We start from the raw sequence: 18045 nt of genomic DNA, 5'->3' as shown, positions 1-18045 counted from the left end.
CCTCCTTAACCTAGACGCTCTATTAACCACTTGGCAATATCTTGTAGCTCATCATTGATTACCTCATGTTGCATAGGGTAATCATGCCAACGGGTATCGATACCTTGGGCTTTTAGAAATTGTTCCGCGGCACGACCTAATTCGATCTTAACAACAGGATCTAAAGAGCCGTGAAGATGGAGTGTTGGGATCTGCTTCTTCTTTTCATCGAGGGTAATCGCTTCATCGAAGGTTGCACTATAGGTTGAGAGTGCCATCACGCCACCGACATTTTTGGGATAAGCGATAAAAGCAGTATGGAGTACGACAGCACCACCTTGGGAGAATCCTGCCAAAATAATACGCTCAAGGGGAATTCCCTTTTCGATCTCTGCCTCAATCAAAGCAATAATCGATTGGCTCGACTCATCGAGTTCAGAGAGCTTTATTTCACGAGGGGAGGTAAGTGCGATAATGTCATACCAAGAGGGCATTGGAAAGCCATTGTTCAAGGTAACGGGACGAACGGGTGCTTGGGGTAGAATAAAACGGGTATGGGGAAGCGCATCTCGCTGAAGAATCTGCGCTACGGGGAGAAAATCCTCTTTAGTAGCCCCTAGGCCATGTAGCCAGATTACCGCAGAATCAGCCGATTGTTTCGGATCGAGAATAATAGGTTTATCCATGGGGAAACTCCTCTTTTAAGATTGAATGTACTTTATCTGATCATAACATTGATCCCTTAAGTGAGCATGTCTGTGAGCAGGTCGTTTAAGCGTTATGAAGATCAAATCCCAATGATGCTCCCGCTTCTGCGATCAGATCTAGCCAAGTGGGAATGACAAAACTTGTCATTAGCGGAGCAAGCGGGTAATTTTCGACCTCTTGAGGTGTAATCCAGATCGCTTCGGCAATCTCTGTTGCAGCCTTAACCTCGATTGCTTGTGGAAGAAGAATAAAGAAGAGGTTAGAGCGAATCTGATATCCCGGCTCATTTGCGGCTGGCGCTTCATAAGTGGTGATAAAGTTGGCAAGCGCTGCGGGAATCTCTACATCGAGTTCCTCTTTAAGTTCTCGGATAAGTGCCTCGATTGCCGTTTCATGGGGCTCGATCTTGCCACCTGGAAGCATATATTTTTCGGTATTTTTCTTTCGGACAATAAGGAGTCGCCCTTTAGGATCGATCATAATGCCGGCGGCTAGGATAAAGAGTTTTTCTTCAGGGGTGTGAGATATCTTATTCATATTATTTTTACCATTAGGGATTGAAGCATCTATTAACAGATCTATTGTACGCTACTTCTAAAATGGTTGAGGGGCAGAAAAGTGAGGAAACTCTAGACAAAAAGGTAGTAAAAGCTCGCTTATTTTGAGCTGAGTGTAGGCGATAATTGTAAAAAGCGGTATGATTGTAGAGGTAATAGCAGTGCTTTGAATAGAAAGAGAATCGATTGTTTTAGAGATCATCTTGAGATAACTTCGAGACAATCTCGAGACAACTTCAAGAGAGTCTCAAGAGAGTCTCAAGAGAGTCGATTATACTCCGCAATAAATTGATTAATAACGGAAGAAAGGAGCAGCAATGAGTGAACTAAATTTTCAAGAAGGATTAGTCGTTGAGAATCGTGATCATGCGATTTTTATGGAAATTAATTTTAAGAGTGATGATCTCGATGCCATTAAAGATGCGATTGCAGGTCTACTTGCGCGTCAAAGATCGTATACCAGTCGCTTTGATAAATCCGGTTTACAGATTGTTGTTGCTTTTGGTCGAGAAGCTTGGACGGCTCTCTCTGAAAATGGTAAAAGTGCACCGGAATTAGTCGACTTTAGAGAGCTCGGTTACGGTATGGCGAAAGCAACGCAACGTGATATGTTTGTTCATATCAATTCCCACTCTCATCGTATCAATTTTTCAGTGGCACAAGATCTAGTGAAGATCTTTGGAGATCTTATTACGGTAGAGGAAGAGGTGCACGGTTTTAGATGGATTGAAGCGCGTGATCTGGGTGGATTTGTTGATGGAACAGAAAATCCTAAAGGATTAAAAGATCGTACTGAGGTCGCGGTAATTAATGAGGGGATTGATGCCGGCGGAAGTTATGTCATTGCTCAAAAATGGGTTCACTCATTAGAGCAGATTAATCATTTTGATCTTAAGACACAAGAGGATATCTTCGGGCGAACAAAAGTAGAAGATATTGAGATGGATGATGATGAGAAACCGGTTGGTGCTCATACAGAACGAGTTGTGATTGATGAAGATGGGGAAGAGTTAGAGATTGTTCGTCACAGCTTACCATATGGTTATGCAAGTGGAGAGAAAGGGCTCTATTTCCTCGCTTATAGTGCAGAATTGACCCGTTATGAAAAGATGTTAGCGCGCATGTTTGGAGAAGAGGATGAACATTTCGATCGCATGCTCTCTTATACACATGCAGTTACCGGAAGTTTCCTCTATGCGCCATCCCTCGATCAACTTGAAGAGATTGGGGCAGCGTAATAGATCATCTGTAGTAGATCTCATCTGTAGGAGATCTTTTAAGAATATCTATTTAAGTTATTAATTTAAGGAAGCGTCATCTAATAGGTGGCGCTTTTTTGATGGAGAACGGATAAGTCGTAGCGAGATCTGCTAAAGTGAAGTGAGAGGATCTATTAAAACCTCTAACGGTTTAACCGTTCAACCCATTTAACAAAGGAGTCTCTATGTTAAAAGTATTGCAATCTCCCGGTAAGTACGTCCAAGGTCCTAATGCGCTCTATGAAATTGCAGAGTATATTAAGCCTCTTGGGAAAAAAGCGCTCTTTATTGCAGATCAATTTGTCTTTGGCCTTGTTGAATCAATGTTGCAAGAGAGTTGTCAAAAGAGTGATATCGCCTACCATAAAGCGGTATTTCAAGGAGAGTGTTCTCAAAATGAGATTAAACGTCTCGGAGATCTCTTTGCTCAAAGTGGTGCAGATATTGTTGTTGGCGTTGGCGGTGGAAAGACCTTAGATGCGGCAAAAGCGGTTGCATATTATGGTGGAGTTCCGATTGTGATCGCTCCAACAATAGCTTCAACAGATGCCCCTACAAGTGCGCTCTCGGTGATCTATACCGATAATGGAGAGTTTGAGAGTTATCTACTCTATCCCAAAAATCCAGATGTTGTTGTGATGGATACAACAATTATCGCTAATGCACCTGTTCGCCTCTTTGTTGCCGGAATGGGGGATGCTTTAGCAACCTATTTTGAAGCGAGGGCCTGTACTGATGCGCAGAAAGCGACAATGGCCGGAGGCTTAACGACAAGAGCGGCAATGGCATTAGCGGAGCTCTGCTATCAAACATTATTGGAAGAGGGTCTTAAGGCGAAATTTGCTGTTGAAAATCGTGTGAGTACCAAGGCGGTAGAAGATATAGTTGAAGCCAATACCCTCTTAAGTGGTTTAGGATTTGAGAGTGCGGGATTGGCAGCATGCCATGCGATTCATAATGGATTAACCGTAATTGAAGAGTGTCATGAGATGTATCATGGCGAGAAGGTTGCCTTTGGTGTTTTAGTGCAGCTTATTTTGGAGAATAGTCCACTTGAAGAGCTTGAAGAAGTTCTCTCTTTCTCAACCGCTGTCGGTCTGCCGGTAACATTGGCACAATTGGGTCTAAATGATGATGCACCACGTTATCATGAGCGTCTTAAAGAAGCGGCAAAACTGAGTTGTGCAGAGGCTGATACGATCCATAATATGCCCTTTAATGTTACAGAAGAAGATGTCTATGCTGCGATTATCACTGCAGATCGATTAGGGCGAGCATGGCTCAATAGTGATGAAGCGTAATACTCTGATATCGGTGTTTGGTCGTTTTGTTTTAATTGGCGGATAGAGAGAAGCATTGATCAGCGAGCTGATCAAATCGATGATCAAATCGATGATTAAATCGGTGATTAAATTTAAATAGAAGATCAGACAGAAGATAGAAGATATAGCAGAAGATAAAAAAGAGCGTTCACTTTGAACGCTCTTCTTATTGAAAGTCATTTAAGAGTTATAACGCTTATTTGCAATACCTATTTGTAATGATCATTGACATTAAAATGACAAAGACTCAAAGCAACTAACTCAAAGTAACCAACTCTAAACAATTAATTCTAAACAATTAACTTTAAGTGATTACATTGCTGCTTTAAAGATATTCTCAACATCTGCTTGCGTACCTTGAACAGGGTTAGTTGCTGAACAGACGTCAAGAAGTGCATTTTTAGCAAGGAGGGGAATATCTTCCTCTTTTGCATTAAGAAGTGTTAAGTTCGCTGGGATATCGATACTTTCTGAAAGCTCACGAATCTTCGCAATTGCCGCATCTGCAGCCTCTTTATCACTCATGTTCGCAACATCAATATGCATCGCTTTTGCTACATCTTTAAGACGAGCAGCTGCCGCGCTCTTATTGAAATCTAAGACATGAGGAAGTAATACTGCGTTACAAACACCGTGTGGAAGGTCATACATGCCGCCTAACTGGTGCGCCATCGCGTGGACATATCCTAATGAAGCATTATTGAATGCCATTCCTGCGAGGAATTGTGCATAAGCCATATTATCACGAGCTGTAATATCATCCCCATTTGCAACTGCAGCTTGTAAGTTTTCAACAATTAAGCTGATCGCTTTGAGCGCGCAAGCATCTGTAATAGGATTTGCTGCTGTTGAGATATAAGCTTCAACGGCATGTGTCATCGCATCCATACCGGTTGCCGCTGTTAAGCCCTTTGGCATTCCTTTCATCATATGTGGATCATTGACAGAGAGGATAGGAGTTGAGTTTTTATCAACAATCGCCATCTTCACGTGACGCTCTTCATCTGTGATGATGCAGAAGCGGGTCATTTCACTTGCTGTTCCAGCAGTCGTATTGATCGCTACCATCGGTAATTGTGGGTTTTTAGTCTTATCTAAACCTTCAAATGCGCTGATATCATCACCATTTGTTGCACAAAGAGCGATTCCTTTAGCACAGTCATGAGGTGATCCGCCTCCTAGAGAGATCACAAAATCACACTCATTCTCTTTAAGAATTGCTAAACCATCAGCGACATTCTTTGTTGTTGGGTTAGGATTTGTACCATCAAAGACGACAGCTTCAATATCAACATTATTGAGAAGCTTGATGACTTCATCCGCCATACCTGAAGTTGCAAGGAATTTATCGGTCACGATCAATCCTTTTTTGAAGCCATAGCCTCTTAAAGTTGCAACTGCATCTGCTAACGCATTTTCACCAATAATATTGACGGGTGGCATAAAGAAAGTACTACTCATAGTTAGACTCCTTGTCTTTAGAGTGCCGATTAAAGCACCAGATTATTTAAAAAAGAAAATTGGAACGATATTTTTTAGCAATTCTTATCTAGCGTCTATTCAATATTGATCTAGGATCTACCGAATGTAGATTGATTTTGTCTTTTCTCTACTTTTTCTCTACTTAACTTCATTCTAATTGAGAGTGAGGGAAACCTTTAATATAAAATATTAATATCGATAATAACATTGTGCTATAGCGCTACGTTTACAAAATGGGTTGATCGACCTCTCCCTACTATTCTCTCAATAATGGTTTGTTGCCAATGATCTGTCGGCAATGATCTCTAGCTAGATATTATATTGCTTTATAGTATGAATGCCTATTCCCATTATAGGATGCTTTTCAGAATCAATAAGGAATATATCTCACGACAATCTGACCTAAGTAAGTTTTTTATAATTTTTATAGACTTTTATAGATTTTTGTAGATTTTTACGAACACCCATCAGTTCTCACCATTTGTTGATGAGAGCTGATGGCTGGAGATGGTGAGAGAGATGAAGCCGATAAATCTCTTATTGAGAAGGCGTAGAGGGAGTAGGGGGTGTTGCTGTCGCTGTTGCAATGGCTGATTGATCACTACCGCCTTTAGCAAGGAGCACAGCCATTTTTGCCTGCTCTTTCTCCTTTGTTTTCCAATCTTGAATCATGGTGGTGATATAGACTGTAAAGATAGGAAAGATCGTAATGCCGGTAATAGCAACGATAGCAGTACTGACTTTACCGATACTGGTAACGGGAATAATATTAGAGCCGAGTGTTGTGACTGTCATCGAAGCCCACCAAAGGACATCATAATAGTTTTTAACTTCTGGATTGACAGGCGATTCTGTTAAAAAGAAGACGAGCGTCTGTATATAGGTAATGGAGATAAAAATAGAGAGATAGGCGATAAAGAGCCCGGTAATTCGATTACTAATGACCAGATTAATTAAGAGAATAAGCGCAAAAACGCCTCGGAAGATCGGGATAAATTTTAAAAAATAGACCGCTTCAGAGGTTAGGTCGATGGAGTAGTAGGCAAGAAGATTGCTATAAGGGATCGATAGTGGCAATAGTATAAAATATTTTTTAAAGTAGGCCATCTTATCCTCTGCAATGAGCATTAGAAGGATAAAATCGATAATAAAGTAGATACAGATCCAAAATTGTAAGCGTGTTGGTTCAACATCGAGATTCTTCTGAATATTGGGAAGATCAACAATGGTGATATCTGCGATCAGAATTAGAGAGGCTAAGATGGTTGCAAAATAGAGGAACTTTCGGGCATAGAGCCGAAAATCGAAATGTCGCTTTGTCATCGGTTATTCACTTTAGTATAGATCGATATGGTAATTTTAGGAGGTGATTAATAAGCTCTATTGTAGACGAAAAAGCGCTTTGATTCTTCCTCTAGTAAAATGTTTTTACGATGGTTTATTCTGCAATGGGACCTATTTTTGATCGGTAGCTTTTTTAGCTCTGTTGATCTATCTCTTCATCCCTCTCTTCATCCCTCCCTCTTTATTTATCAATAAATGTAAAAGATTGAGGACTAAAATATGCACCATTGATATAATAATCGATGGAGTATAAAAAGGAGGCCTTCGATTGATCGATAGCGCAGGAGCCCTTAAATACCAATAGAGATGCCAATAGTAAATTTTTATCGAATTTACTATCTAAGGCTCTATTTATATTTGGGATAACTTTGAAGTCATTGGGAAAATATGTTGGATAATAATTACAATAGTGAGGTTCTTCAGCAATTACTGCCGCAGAAGGTTCGAGAATTAATTCGGGAAGGGAGATTGCGAGAGCCAACGGCAAAGATGGCAACGCGTTATACAAAAGGAACACTGATTGTTATTCCTAAGAGTGAGGCATATGATTTTTTAGTCTATACACAGCGAAATTCAAAAGCGTGTCCGGTCCTAGAGGTATCGGATGCGGGATCGAAAGAATTTCGTCTCACTGCCCCAGGTTCTGATATTACGCGAGATATTTCTCGTTATTCGATCTATGAGCGGGGAGAGTTGGTGGGCGAAGCCGATTCCTTAGAGCGCTACTGGCGTCCCGATTTGGTCAGTTTTCTATTAGGCTGTAGCCGTAGTTTTGAGGCAGTCTTACAATTTGCCGGCGTTCAATTGCGACATGTAGATGATGGCTATGATATTCCGCTCTTTATTACCAATATTAAGACGATTCCAAGTGGTCACCTTAGTTCGCCGCTTGTGGTCAGTATGCGTCCAATCAAACGTCAAGATTTGATGAAAACGATGAAGATCACAAGTCTGTTAGAAGATATCCATGGTGCGCCGATTCATATTGGAGATCCAGAGTTGATCGGAATTAAGGATCTTCGTGCGCCCGATTTTGGTGCGCCTCTACTGTTAGCTGAAGATGAAGTCCCTGTCTTTTGGGCAAGCAGTATTACAGCAAAGTTAGCATTGATTAGAAATCGTAGTGAATTTCTTATCACTCAAGCACCGGGGCACGATTTTATTACAGATATTTTAAGCGCGGATCTATCATCACTAATGGAGTAGGAGTGGTAAGAGGGATTGGAAGGTGCTCAGATTGATGGGGCTATTTCTGTGTTGCCAATATAGATAGTCCAACCTTCATCTTTTTCTCAATCTATTATCTATTAGCTCCATCTATTAACTCCAGATAAATTCATTACTCTCACCAATCCAGCGATCGATCAACTTTTGACTGAGCTGATCATCTTTAATGACGTTATCGGCAATAGCGGTCGCCTTCTCAATAAGATGTTGATGTTCAAAGAGATCGGCCATTTTAAATTGAAATTCTCCGGTTTGACGTGTGCCAAAAATATCGCCGGCGCCGCGAAGTTCAAAGTCTTTTTCTGCTATCTCAAAACCATCATTGGTTAGCTGCATAATCTCTAACCGCTCTCGAGTCATATGGGAGAGTGGGGGAGAGTAGATCAAGAGGCAGAAAGAGGCTTTTGATCCACGACCAACGCGACCTCTTAATTGGTGGAGTTGGGAGAGCCCAAGGCGTTCGGCATTTTCAATCACCATAATCGATGCATTGGGAACATCGACACCCACTTCAATGACTGTTGTTGCCACTAAAATATCGAGTTCATGCGCTTTAAAAGCATTCATGACCGCCTCTTTTTCAGCACTCTTTAAGCGTCCATGAATTAAGCCGATACGAAGATTTGGCAATTTTTCGCAAAGATCAGCGTATGCCATTTCTGCAGCTTTTGCCGGGAGTTGCTCCGATTCTTCAATCAATGTACAGACCCAATAGACTTGAGTCCCTTCTTCACACTGTTTTTTAACGCGCTCAATCACTTTGTCGCGAGCTTTATCACTCACGACAGAGGTAGTGATCGGGATACGGTTCGGTGGGTACTCATCAATCACAGAGCTTGAAAGGTCGGCGTAGAGCGTCATCGCTAATGTTCGGGGAATAGGTGTTGCCGTCATCATCAATTGATGAGGCGTGAAACCCTCAGGCGCTTTCTTTTGTAGCATTAGACGTTGCTCAACCCCAAATCGATGCTGTTCATCGATCACAACGAGGTTGAGTGCTTGATAGGAGACACTCTCTTGAAAGAGGGCATGTGTGCCAATAATGACATCAATTTGGCCTGTCGCAATCTCTTCAACACGTTCTCGTTTCTGTTTTTCCGTTAATCTCCCTGTTAAGAGTGCTGTTTTAATCCCTAGTGGAGTCAACCAACGTTCTAGATTGATGGCATGTTGCTCTGCGAGAAGTTCTGTCGGAGCCATAAAGACCGCTTGAAATCCGGCCTTTGCCGCATGAATTAATGCGCTTGCAGCAACAACTGTTTTACCAGAGCCGACATCGCCCTGCACAAGACGCATCATCGGAGAGTGGGATTGGATATCATTTTCAATCTCTTTCACAACACGCTCTTGTGCATTCGTTAAGGTAAAGCCTAAGCTTCCTTTAAAGGTATCAAGGGCCTCAGGATCGAGATAGATCGGATTTGCTCTCTCTTGGAAGAAGCGATTGCGTGATTTTTTAAGCGCTACTTGATGGGCGACAATCTCTTCAAGTGCAAGAATTTCTTGAACGGGATAATGCTTCTTCTCTAACCGCTCAATATTGACATCTGTGGGTGGCTTATGCAGGAAGTAGAGTGCATCTTTTAGATTAGTCTCTCTCTCTTCTAAGAATGCGGGGAAGTGTTCATCTTGTAACTCTTCGAGTAGATTGTTGATCAATGCTTGCATCTGTTTTTGGGTGATGCCGGCAGTGAGGGAGTAGATCGGTGTCATGCGCTCTTCTAACTCAACATTTTGATCGGCAAAGTTGAGAACTTCGGGGTGGCTCATCTCTAAGCGGTTAAGCCCGTAACGTACTTCGCCGTAGCAACGTAATACTTTTAGCGCATCAAAGCGCTTAATCATACTGGTGTAAAAATTAAAAAAACGAACAGCAATAACGCCGCTCTCATCTTTAAGCCAAACAAGAAGAGTAGGGCGACGACCATGAGTCATCTCCTTTTTAAAGATCTCTCCTTCAATAATGGCGATTTGTGAAGGCTGGAGTAGGGCGATCGGTGTAATGCGCGTTCGATCTTGGTAACGAAATGGTAGATGGAAAAGGAGATCAAGATAGCTCTTAATTCTCAACTTTTCTAATGTTTCAGCCATTTTCGGCCCTACCCCTTTTAGTGCTGTAATAGGTCGGTTTTTTAAAGTTTCCACAATTGCGCTCTAAGAATCCTTCATGAAATTCGTGAGTTGATTTTAAAGATAGTTCTACTTTCAGCTATTTTGCCACTTTTTTGCTACTTTGCGAATCTCTTTCAAATGATCTCCCTCTCCTAATTATGTCGCTTTTTTATTGTTAAGCCTTAACGATCGTTATTTTGTATATCGACTAATTTTTCCTATTTTTAGGTATATCATTTTTTTATATAAAACTTATAAAGTTAGTTCTTTTTTAATGAAATATTAAATTGTCGACTACTTTTTAATAAGGGTTAATTACTTTTTTCTTAAAGAAAAAATCTGATTGTTATATTTTTTTGATTTTATTTTTAATTTATTTTCAATTTATTTTTCCCTTATCGTTAGATATATAGGGGGATTGTGCAGTTTTAAGGTTGCTCTGTGAAAATCATCCTAATAATTTTTTAATGTTTTTTACTATTTATTTGAAAATAATTTTTTATCTTTTCTCCATGAAGTTCAAAAAACATACCTATAGTTTTTATTTATATTAAAACTTTAAAGGAGTATTTCAGATGAGAAAGAATCTGTTTTTGAATCGATTTTTGATAAAAAGTAATAGAGCAAGATGGGAGGGGAGTTGTAAGAGATTAGAGCGCTCTATACTAAGCATTTCTCTCATGATCATCCTATCAAACTATGGGGAGATGGCTTATGCAAAGAGTGTTCTCCATGGAGAAGGTGCGGTAACGGAGGAGATATCTATCTTGATGCAAGATAAGTTGCGAGATTTAGAGGGATGTTATGAAGAATATGAAGAGGAATATGGTTCATTTTCCTTTTTATTAAATGCGCCAAAACTTGTCTCATTATTTCGAGAAAACTCATCCGTACAGACGTCTTACTCTCTATTATTAGAGGCTCAATTAGAGAGTGATACAGATCCCATTGTGATTGGAAAAGATGTCATTGTAGAGGCTAATGAAACAATTGTCTTTGGTTCTCACTCAGAGGCAGATCAGGTTGGTGCGGTTGCAATAGGGTTTGATACGAAAGCAGATGGTCTTGCGGCCGTCGCACAAGGGCATCATGCAGAAGCATTGGGTAATGCAACTATTGCAATAGGACAATATTCCCAAACTTTACAAGATGAAGCGATTGCGATCGGGGGCAATACGGTTGCTCAGGGAGAGTCCTCAATTAGTATTGGTCATGGTGCTCAGAGTAATGAGCATTATGCCGTTGCTTTCGGTAGTAAGGCTATCGCAGATGGGAATGTTTCGGTAGCAATTGGCGCAGATTCACACGCAGTGGGTGGGAGTAGTTTAAGTATTGGATCACAAAGTTACAGTGGCTCATATGGTGCTACTGCTATTGGGACAGAAGCGAAGGCAAAAGAGATATTTTCGACAGCAATTGGTTTTCAAGCTCTGGCAGAAAAGAGTGGTTCTATGGCTTTGGGCATTAACGCTCAAGCCTTAGAGGAAGAGAGTATCGCAATAGGTAATGAATCGATTGTGGAGAATAGGAATGAGGTCTCTTTTGGTAATGAGAAGTTAAAACGAAAATTGGTTAATATTGAAAAAGGGCGTGTTGAAAAAGATTCGACTGATGCCGTAAATGGCTCTCAGCTTTTTGAGACTGATGAAAAAGTAGCACAGATCGATCAGCGTGTAACAAATCATGAAAGTACTATCAATAATCTTGGAGATCGAGTAATACAGCATGATAATCATATTACAAGTCTAGAGAAACAAGTGACTCAAAATAGTGGGGATATTCTCCAGATCGGTGATCAGATTACAACAATCACCCATCAGACCGGCAAGCGCTTAGCCGGGATTGAGGAAGCCTTTGGTGCCGGCGCAGAGTTTAATGAAGCAGGGGAGCTAAAGCAGCCGAACTACTCAGTCGCATTAGCACTTCCTGAGGGGCAAGAGATTAAAGATGGTGTGGAAGCAGGTTTCCAATATGTCGGAAAAACCTTAAATGATCACGATAGACGGATCAATGAGAATGTAACTAATATCAAAAATATTACCCAAGGAACTGCCGGGATAGTGAAGCTCGATAACAATAAGATTGTGATTGATAATCAGTTAGCAAAAGGGGCGATGATTTTTGATTTCTCAGATCAAGATCAAGGAGGAAAATCTGTTGCTCGTAAGTTAACAGGTGTCGCCATTGGTGAGGTTTCTGAAACTTCAAGCGATGCAATCAATGGGAGCCAATTGCATGTGACTAATCAGCAGATAACAGAACTCGATCAGAGTATAAAAAACCATGAAAGTACTATTAATAACTTGGGCGACCGAGTAACAAATCATGAAAGTACTATCAATAACCTTGGAGATCGAGTAATACAGCATGATAATCATATTACAAATCTAGAGAAACAAGTGACTCAAAATAGTGGGGATATTCTCCAGATCGGAGATCAGATTACAACAATCACCCATCAGACCGGCAAGCGCTTAGCCGGGATTGAAGAAGCCTTTGGTGCCGGCGCAGAGTTTAATGAAGCAGGGGAATTAAAGCAGCCGAACTACTCAGCCGCATTAGCACTTCCTGAGGGGCAAGAGATTAAAGATGGTGTGGAAGCAGGTTTCCAATATGTTGGAAAAACCTTAAATGATCACGATAGACGGATCAATGAGAATGCAACTAATATCAAAAACATTACCCAAGGAACTGCCGGGATAGTGAAGCTCGATAACAATAAGATTGTGATTGATAATCTGTTAGCAAAAGGGGCGATGATTTTTGATTTTTCAAATAGCGGGCAAAATCGTGTTTTAACTGGTATTGCTCGGGGGAAGATATCTCAAAATTCAACTGATGCCGTCAATGGCTCTCAGCTTTTTGAAATGGATCAAAAGATAGAGAAGATCACAAATCTTAATCATCAGAGCCTAGAGGGAGTTGCAGATGCTTTTGGGGGAAGCGCCTATGTTAAGGAGGGGATGTTGGAAGGTGTTGATTTTACCAACTCATTAAAAGCAGATAAACCGATTACTAATGTTAATGATGGTTTTGGTTATGTGGCAGATCGCCTAGATGATCATGATAAACGCCTCGATAAACATGATACAACGTTAGAGAACCATGAAAATCGTATCACTCATCTTGAAGATAACATTACTAATATTGCTGAGGGAAAATCGGGTCTTGTTCAACTTTCTGAAGATCAAAAAACGTTAGTTGTGGATAATGATCTAGGCAAAAATGCAGATACTTTTGATATCTCCAATAGTAATGATGAACGTACTTTAACGGGGGTTAAGCATGGTCTAGTGGCAGAAAACTCTAAAGATGCTATTAATGGTGGACAGCTCTATGCTTCAAATCAGTCAATAGCAGAGATGTTTGGTGGAGGGGCAACAATCGATAAAGAGGGCTATATCTTAACACCTGAATATCGTTTGGGAGATGACCATATCTTTAATAATGTGGGAGATTCATTAAGCTATCTCAATAGTAAGATTCAAGAGCATGGGATCTTTAGTTTAGATCGTGAGAAGAACCAGATCATTATTGCTGAAAATGGGGAAATCAACCAAGAGACCGTAGTTAATATGGGAAGTCATAAGGTTGTGGGTGTTGCTAATGGTCGAATTGAAAAGGGATCCCAAGAGGCTATCAATGGCGGTCAACTTTGGGAGACCCAACAGCAAGTGGTCTCAAATAGTCATCAGATTAAGCATATCAATAATACCTTGAATCATTACAATAATCGGATTTCTAATCTTGAGCGAACGGTTCAACAAAATCGTAAAGTTGCAAGTGCAGGAATCTCTAGCGCAATTGCGATGAGTTCAATTCCTTATAGCCAATCGAATAAACATTCATTTGGCATGGGTGTCGGTTCTTATGATGGAGAAGCCGCAGTTTCAATGGGAGTTATTTTTAATATCTCTCCTGATGCTCGATTTAAGATACAGGGTTCTTATGATACTCAAAATAAGGCGGGCGTTGGTGTTGGTTTCTCTATCGATTTTTAAAGATTGAGATTGAGGATCGAGATTGAGGATAGAGGTTGAAGGAAGCATCGCTATATAGATGGGATATCATTTATGGTAGCGATGCTTTTTTATTGTGATGAAAGAGGGCATAATTACCTCTCTTTATAAATGTAATGATCAATAAGTGTAAGAGAGTCAGCCATGCGTTGGGAAAATGAGCGGAAAAGTCAAAATATTGAAGATCGTCGTGGTCAAAGACGAGGAAGAACACCGATGCGAGGCGGCATGGGATTGCCCCTTAAAGGGAAATCGGGTTTAGCAATTTTAGCTGTTGTGATTGCTGCGGGTTATTTTGGTTTTGATTTAACACCACTACTACAAGGCGAAATGCCGGCAATGGAGCAGAGTAGTCAGCAAGGATCCCAGGCTTCCTATCAAGCATCTCCTGCAGAGCAGAGAATGGCAGACTTTACAGCGGTTGCTCTCGCTAAGACAGAAGATCTCTGGAGAGCTCGTTTTAAGGAGCAGGGAATGCGTTATCGTGAGCCGACCTTAGTGATCTATAGTGGCAGCACAAGTACAGCTTGTGGTTATGGACAAGCGGCGATGGGGCCTTTTTACTGTCCTGCCGATGAGAAAGTCTATCTCGATCTGAGCTTCTATAATGATATGAAGCGCAGTTTAGGGGGCGGTGGTGATTTTGCTCAAGGATATGTGGTTGCCCATGAAGTGGGGCATCATGTACAAAATCTTTTGGGAATTTCAACCGCCGTTCGCCAAGAACAAGCGCGGGTAAGTAAGGTTGAGGCGAATCGCTTATCGGTGAAGATGGAGTTACAAGCAGATTGCTTTGCCGGCATCTGGGGACGATCGGTACAAGAGCAAAATCTCCTAGAGGTTGGCGATGTTGAAAAAGCGATGAAAACGGCAGCGGCGATTGGCGATGATCGATTACAGAAGCAGGCAAATGGCGTCGTTGTTCCCGACAGCTTTACGCATGGGACCTCTAAAGAGCGTCAGGAGTGGTTTATGCGAGGTTTTAATAGTGGTGATATCAAAGCTTGTAATACTTTTGAGAATTGATATGAGTATTTATGTAAAGTATCTGTTATTGAGATCTCGTATCATAGCTATAAAGAGCTGATAGAGAAGATCTGGTAGAGAAGATCTGAGAGAGAAAATGAAGAGGGCGAATCAATGCTGATTCGCCCTTTTTCTTATAAAGTCTATTAGTTATATCGTCAATGATGGAATTAAAGTCCGGCAATAGACAGATATTTGGTTTGAAGATAAGGCTCAATCCCTTCTGATCCACCTTCACTTCCAATACCACTCTCTTTCATACCACCAAAGGGCGCTTGTGCGGTGCTTGGGAGACCATCATTCCAACCTAGAATGCCAAAGTCGAGGTTCTCTTGGAAGTAGATACCGCGTTTATAGTTATCTGTAAAGAAGTAAGCGGCTAAACCAAATGGAGTGCTATTTGCGATCTCAACGGCTTCTTCATCACTTTTAAAGGAGGTAATGGGTGCTACGGGCCCGAAAGTCTCCTCCTGCATAATCTTCATATCTAGCGTGACATTGGCCAATACTGTTGGATTGACAAAATAGAATCCTTTTTCATCATCAAAGTGAGTTGTTCCACCAGCAAGTACCGTTGCTCCTTTTGCTTTCGCATCCTCAATTTGTGCCACAATCTTATCAAACCCTTTTTTGTTGATAACAGGGCCAACTTCAACTCCCTCTTCTAAGCCATTTCCTACTTTGAGTGCTTTTGCGGCTTGTGCAAATTTTTCACTAAACTCATCAATCACAGCTTCATGGACGAGAAAGCGATTAGCACAGACACAGGTCTGGCCTGCATTACGGAATTTTGAAGCAATCGCTTGCGTTACCACATAATCAATATCGGCATCTTCACAGATAATAAAAGGGGCATGTCCCCCTAATTCCATAGAGACATGTTTAACGGTATCTGCACTCTCTTTAATTAACTGTTTTCCAACAGGTGTTGAGCCAGTAAAGGTGATCTTTCTAACATAAGGGCTACTTGTAAAGAGTGGGCCAATATCGGCACCTCTACCATTGACGATCTGAACCACATCTTCAGGAATCCCTGCTTTATGAGCAAGCTCGACTAGACGGATCATGGTAAGTGGGGTATCTTCTGCCGGTTTTACAATGAAGGTGCAGCCTGCCGCTAATGCAGGACCCGCTTTTCGTGTCATCATTGCCGCTGGAAAGTTCCATGGCGTAATAGCCGCCACTAAGCCAACACCCTGACGCGTGACTAAAAGTCGTTTATTGGTGCTATTAGCAGGAATTGTACGACCATAGAGCCGTTTTGCCTCTTCTGCAAACCAAGTGAGATAACTTGCCGCATAAACCACTTCACCACGAGATTCAGTGAGCGGTTTACCATTCTCTTCGGTCATAATTTTGGCCAAATTTTCTTGATCTTCAATAATCAGCTCAGCCCAGCGATTGAGTAGTTGCGCTCGCTCATAAGCACTACTTTTAGTAAATGTTTTAAACGCTTCATATCCCACTTTGAGTTTAGTCTCGATACTTTCAGGGCTATCGATGGTTACTTTTGCTAAAGTTTCTCCCGTAGCGGGGTTTGTGACTATTAATTGTTCGCTCATAACGTCTCCTATCTGTGTGATTAGTTATCGTGTATCTATTATTAGTATATTTTCTTTTAATCGCTATTGCTTATTTAATCGACATCTTTTGTTGCTTTTGTCGTTTATTCGATTTTTTTAGTATGGTTTGCGATTGTTGATAGAGAACCTATCCGTTAACTTACCCATTAGTCTATCGGACAATCTATGCATGTTTATATACATTTCCGTATATATTTTTGATGGCTCTCTTAGCACTCTCTCTTTAGCTAGCTAGAATGTTAACCTTAAGTTTACACTTGTCCGAGTGCTTTGGGAATCTCTTTTTCTAAAAACTGCACACAACTTTTCAACTTAGCCGAGTTATTAAGGCGCGTCGGGTAAATTGCCCAGATATCTGCATCTTGCCAGTAATTATCAAGAATATGTATCAATTCTCCTTGGGCGATCTCTTCTTGAATATCCCATAAAGATCGAAGCATTATCCCTTGGCCTTCTAGCGCCCATTGATGAATCAATTCCCCATTATTGGAAGAGAGCTGTCCTGAAATTTTAATTTGTTGTTCCCCTTTTAAAGAGTTTAATTTCCAGAGCGCATAGGGAGTATCCCTCTCTTGAATAATTAAACAGCGATGATCTAACAACTCTTCTAATCTCTTTGGCTCACCAAATTTTTGAAGGTAATGGGGGGAAGCACATAAAATTCTACGATTATTTGCTAATTTTTTAGCAATAAGATTCGGGGCAATCTCATTACCGATATGGATATCTAAATCAACATGTTGTGCGACAAGATCCTGCATTTTATCGATAGTATCAAAGCGAATTGTCACTTTGGGATATTGAGTCACAAATCGAGATAAAAGAGGGGCGACATAGCGCCTGCCAAATCCTAAACTGCTTGTGATTGTAAGATGCCCTTGTGGATTGTGGCTATTTTCGGAGAGATCCTCATTCATTTTTTGCACCTTTAGGAGAATCTCTTGAGCCCAGAGATGGACCTTCTCTCCTTGTGCAGTAAGCTCACAATTGCGATTTGTTCGATAGAGTAGCTTATAGCCTAAAAGATTCTCTAGTGCCTTAATTCTCTTTGAAATATGGGATCTTGAGCAACCAAGTTCATCAGCGGCGTTGAGAAAGCTTCTATTTTTTACTACTACTAGAAATAGATAGAGATCATCCGTTTGAGGAAGCGAGTGAATAGTATTCATATAAGATCTCCTTAGGGATTATCCTATTTCTGAAATAGATCCGAAATAGATCTGAAATAGATTTGAAAAGTGGCTCTAAACAATAGAGTTAGAAGAGGCTCTATCGTGATATTTATGATCCTCCATTGTTTGATTGAGTTTAACAGACTTTTATGGATAGATTGACAATAGATTCCTAAATGGAAATAAGTAATTTCCATTAGAGGGCTAATAATAATTTGTGCTTTCTGTCATGATGCCTAAAAGGCTTTTAAGAGA

12 protein-coding genes are annotated in these 18045 nt (G+C 40.9%); 5 read left to right on the top strand and 7 right to left on the bottom strand.

The window, feature by feature from the left end:
• Positions 1-5 precede the first annotated feature (5 nt).
• Entirely contained in the window at positions 6-665 is a 660-nt protein-coding gene (locus tag DC082_RS05685; RefSeq protein ID WP_094566638.1) for an alpha/beta hydrolase, read from the bottom strand.
• A gap of 85 nt (positions 666-750) precedes the next feature.
• The gene (locus tag DC082_RS05680) at positions 751-1224 is read right to left on the bottom strand and encodes an NUDIX hydrolase (protein ID WP_109236093.1); all 474 of its coding nucleotides are present in this window, start codon (positions 1222-1224) and stop codon (positions 751-753) included.
• 337 nt (positions 1225-1561) lie between these two features.
• Here DC082_RS05680 and DC082_RS05675 point away from each other — a divergent pair, with 337 nt between their 5' ends.
• Both DC082_RS05675 and DC082_RS05670 read left to right on the top strand, forming a co-directional pair.
• A complete protein-coding gene (locus tag DC082_RS05675; protein ID WP_094566640.1) occupies positions 1562-2482 on the top strand; it encodes a Dyp-type peroxidase in 921 nt (306 codons plus the stop codon).
• A 206-nt stretch (positions 2483-2688) separates the two neighbouring features.
• Positions 2689-3804, top strand: a complete 1116-nt coding sequence (locus DC082_RS05670; protein WP_109236092.1) for a glycerol dehydrogenase — start codon at positions 2689-2691, stop codon at positions 3802-3804.
• A 333-nt stretch (positions 3805-4137) separates the two neighbouring features.
• Here the strand turns inward: DC082_RS05670 and yiaY are convergent, their stop codons facing one another.
• Entirely contained in the window at positions 4138-5286 is a 1149-nt protein-coding gene (yiaY, locus tag DC082_RS05665; RefSeq protein ID WP_109236091.1) for an L-threonine dehydrogenase, read from the bottom strand.
• Between the two features lie 558 nt (positions 5287-5844).
• A complete protein-coding gene (locus DC082_RS05660; protein WP_109236090.1) occupies positions 5845-6630 on the bottom strand; it encodes an ion channel in 786 nt (261 codons plus the stop codon).
• Between the two features lie 408 nt (positions 6631-7038).
• On the opposite strand from DC082_RS05660, the gene DC082_RS05655 reads away from it, so the two are divergent.
• Positions 7039-7857 (top strand): D-glutamate cyclase family protein, encoded by an 819-nt coding sequence (locus tag DC082_RS05655; RefSeq protein WP_109236089.1) that lies wholly within the window; start codon positions 7039-7041, stop codon positions 7855-7857.
• Positions 7858-7971: 114 nt separating this feature from the next.
• On the opposite strand, the gene recG is transcribed toward DC082_RS05655, so the two are convergent.
• Positions 7972-10023, bottom strand: a complete 2052-nt coding sequence (gene recG, locus DC082_RS05650) for an ATP-dependent DNA helicase RecG (RefSeq protein ID WP_268245774.1) — start codon at positions 10021-10023, stop codon at positions 7972-7974.
• 647 nt (positions 10024-10670) lie between these two features.
• Between recG and DC082_RS05645 the strand changes: the two genes are divergently transcribed.
• On the top strand, positions 10671-13991 hold the full coding sequence (locus DC082_RS05645) for a YadA-like family protein (RefSeq protein WP_189363306.1): 3321 nt from the start codon (positions 10671-10673) through the stop codon (positions 13989-13991).
• A 162-nt stretch (positions 13992-14153) separates the two neighbouring features.
• On the top strand, positions 14154-15035 hold the full coding sequence (gene ypfJ / locus DC082_RS05640; protein WP_109236086.1) for a KPN_02809 family neutral zinc metallopeptidase: 882 nt from the start codon (positions 14154-14156) through the stop codon (positions 15033-15035).
• 170 nt (positions 15036-15205) lie between these two features.
• Here ypfJ and DC082_RS05635 read toward each other — a convergent pair whose 3' ends face one another.
• Together DC082_RS05635 and DC082_RS05630 are read right to left on the bottom strand one after the other, a co-directional pair.
• A complete protein-coding gene (locus DC082_RS05635; RefSeq protein WP_109236085.1) occupies positions 15206-16597 on the bottom strand; it encodes an NAD-dependent succinate-semialdehyde dehydrogenase in 1392 nt (463 codons plus the stop codon).
• A 272-nt stretch (positions 16598-16869) separates the two neighbouring features.
• Positions 16870-17787, bottom strand: coding sequence for a LysR family transcriptional regulator (locus DC082_RS05630; protein ID WP_109236084.1), 918 nt, complete (start codon positions 17785-17787; stop codon positions 16870-16872).
• Positions 17788-18045: the final 258 nt, after the last annotated feature.

This window comes from Ignatzschineria indica (genome assembly GCF_003121925.1).
In the GTDB taxonomy this organism is placed as follows: Bacteria; Pseudomonadota; Gammaproteobacteria; order Cardiobacteriales; family Wohlfahrtiimonadaceae; genus Ignatzschineria; species Ignatzschineria indica.
Note: the sequence above shows the minus strand (reverse complement) of the source record. Positions and strands in the feature narration are given on the sequence as shown.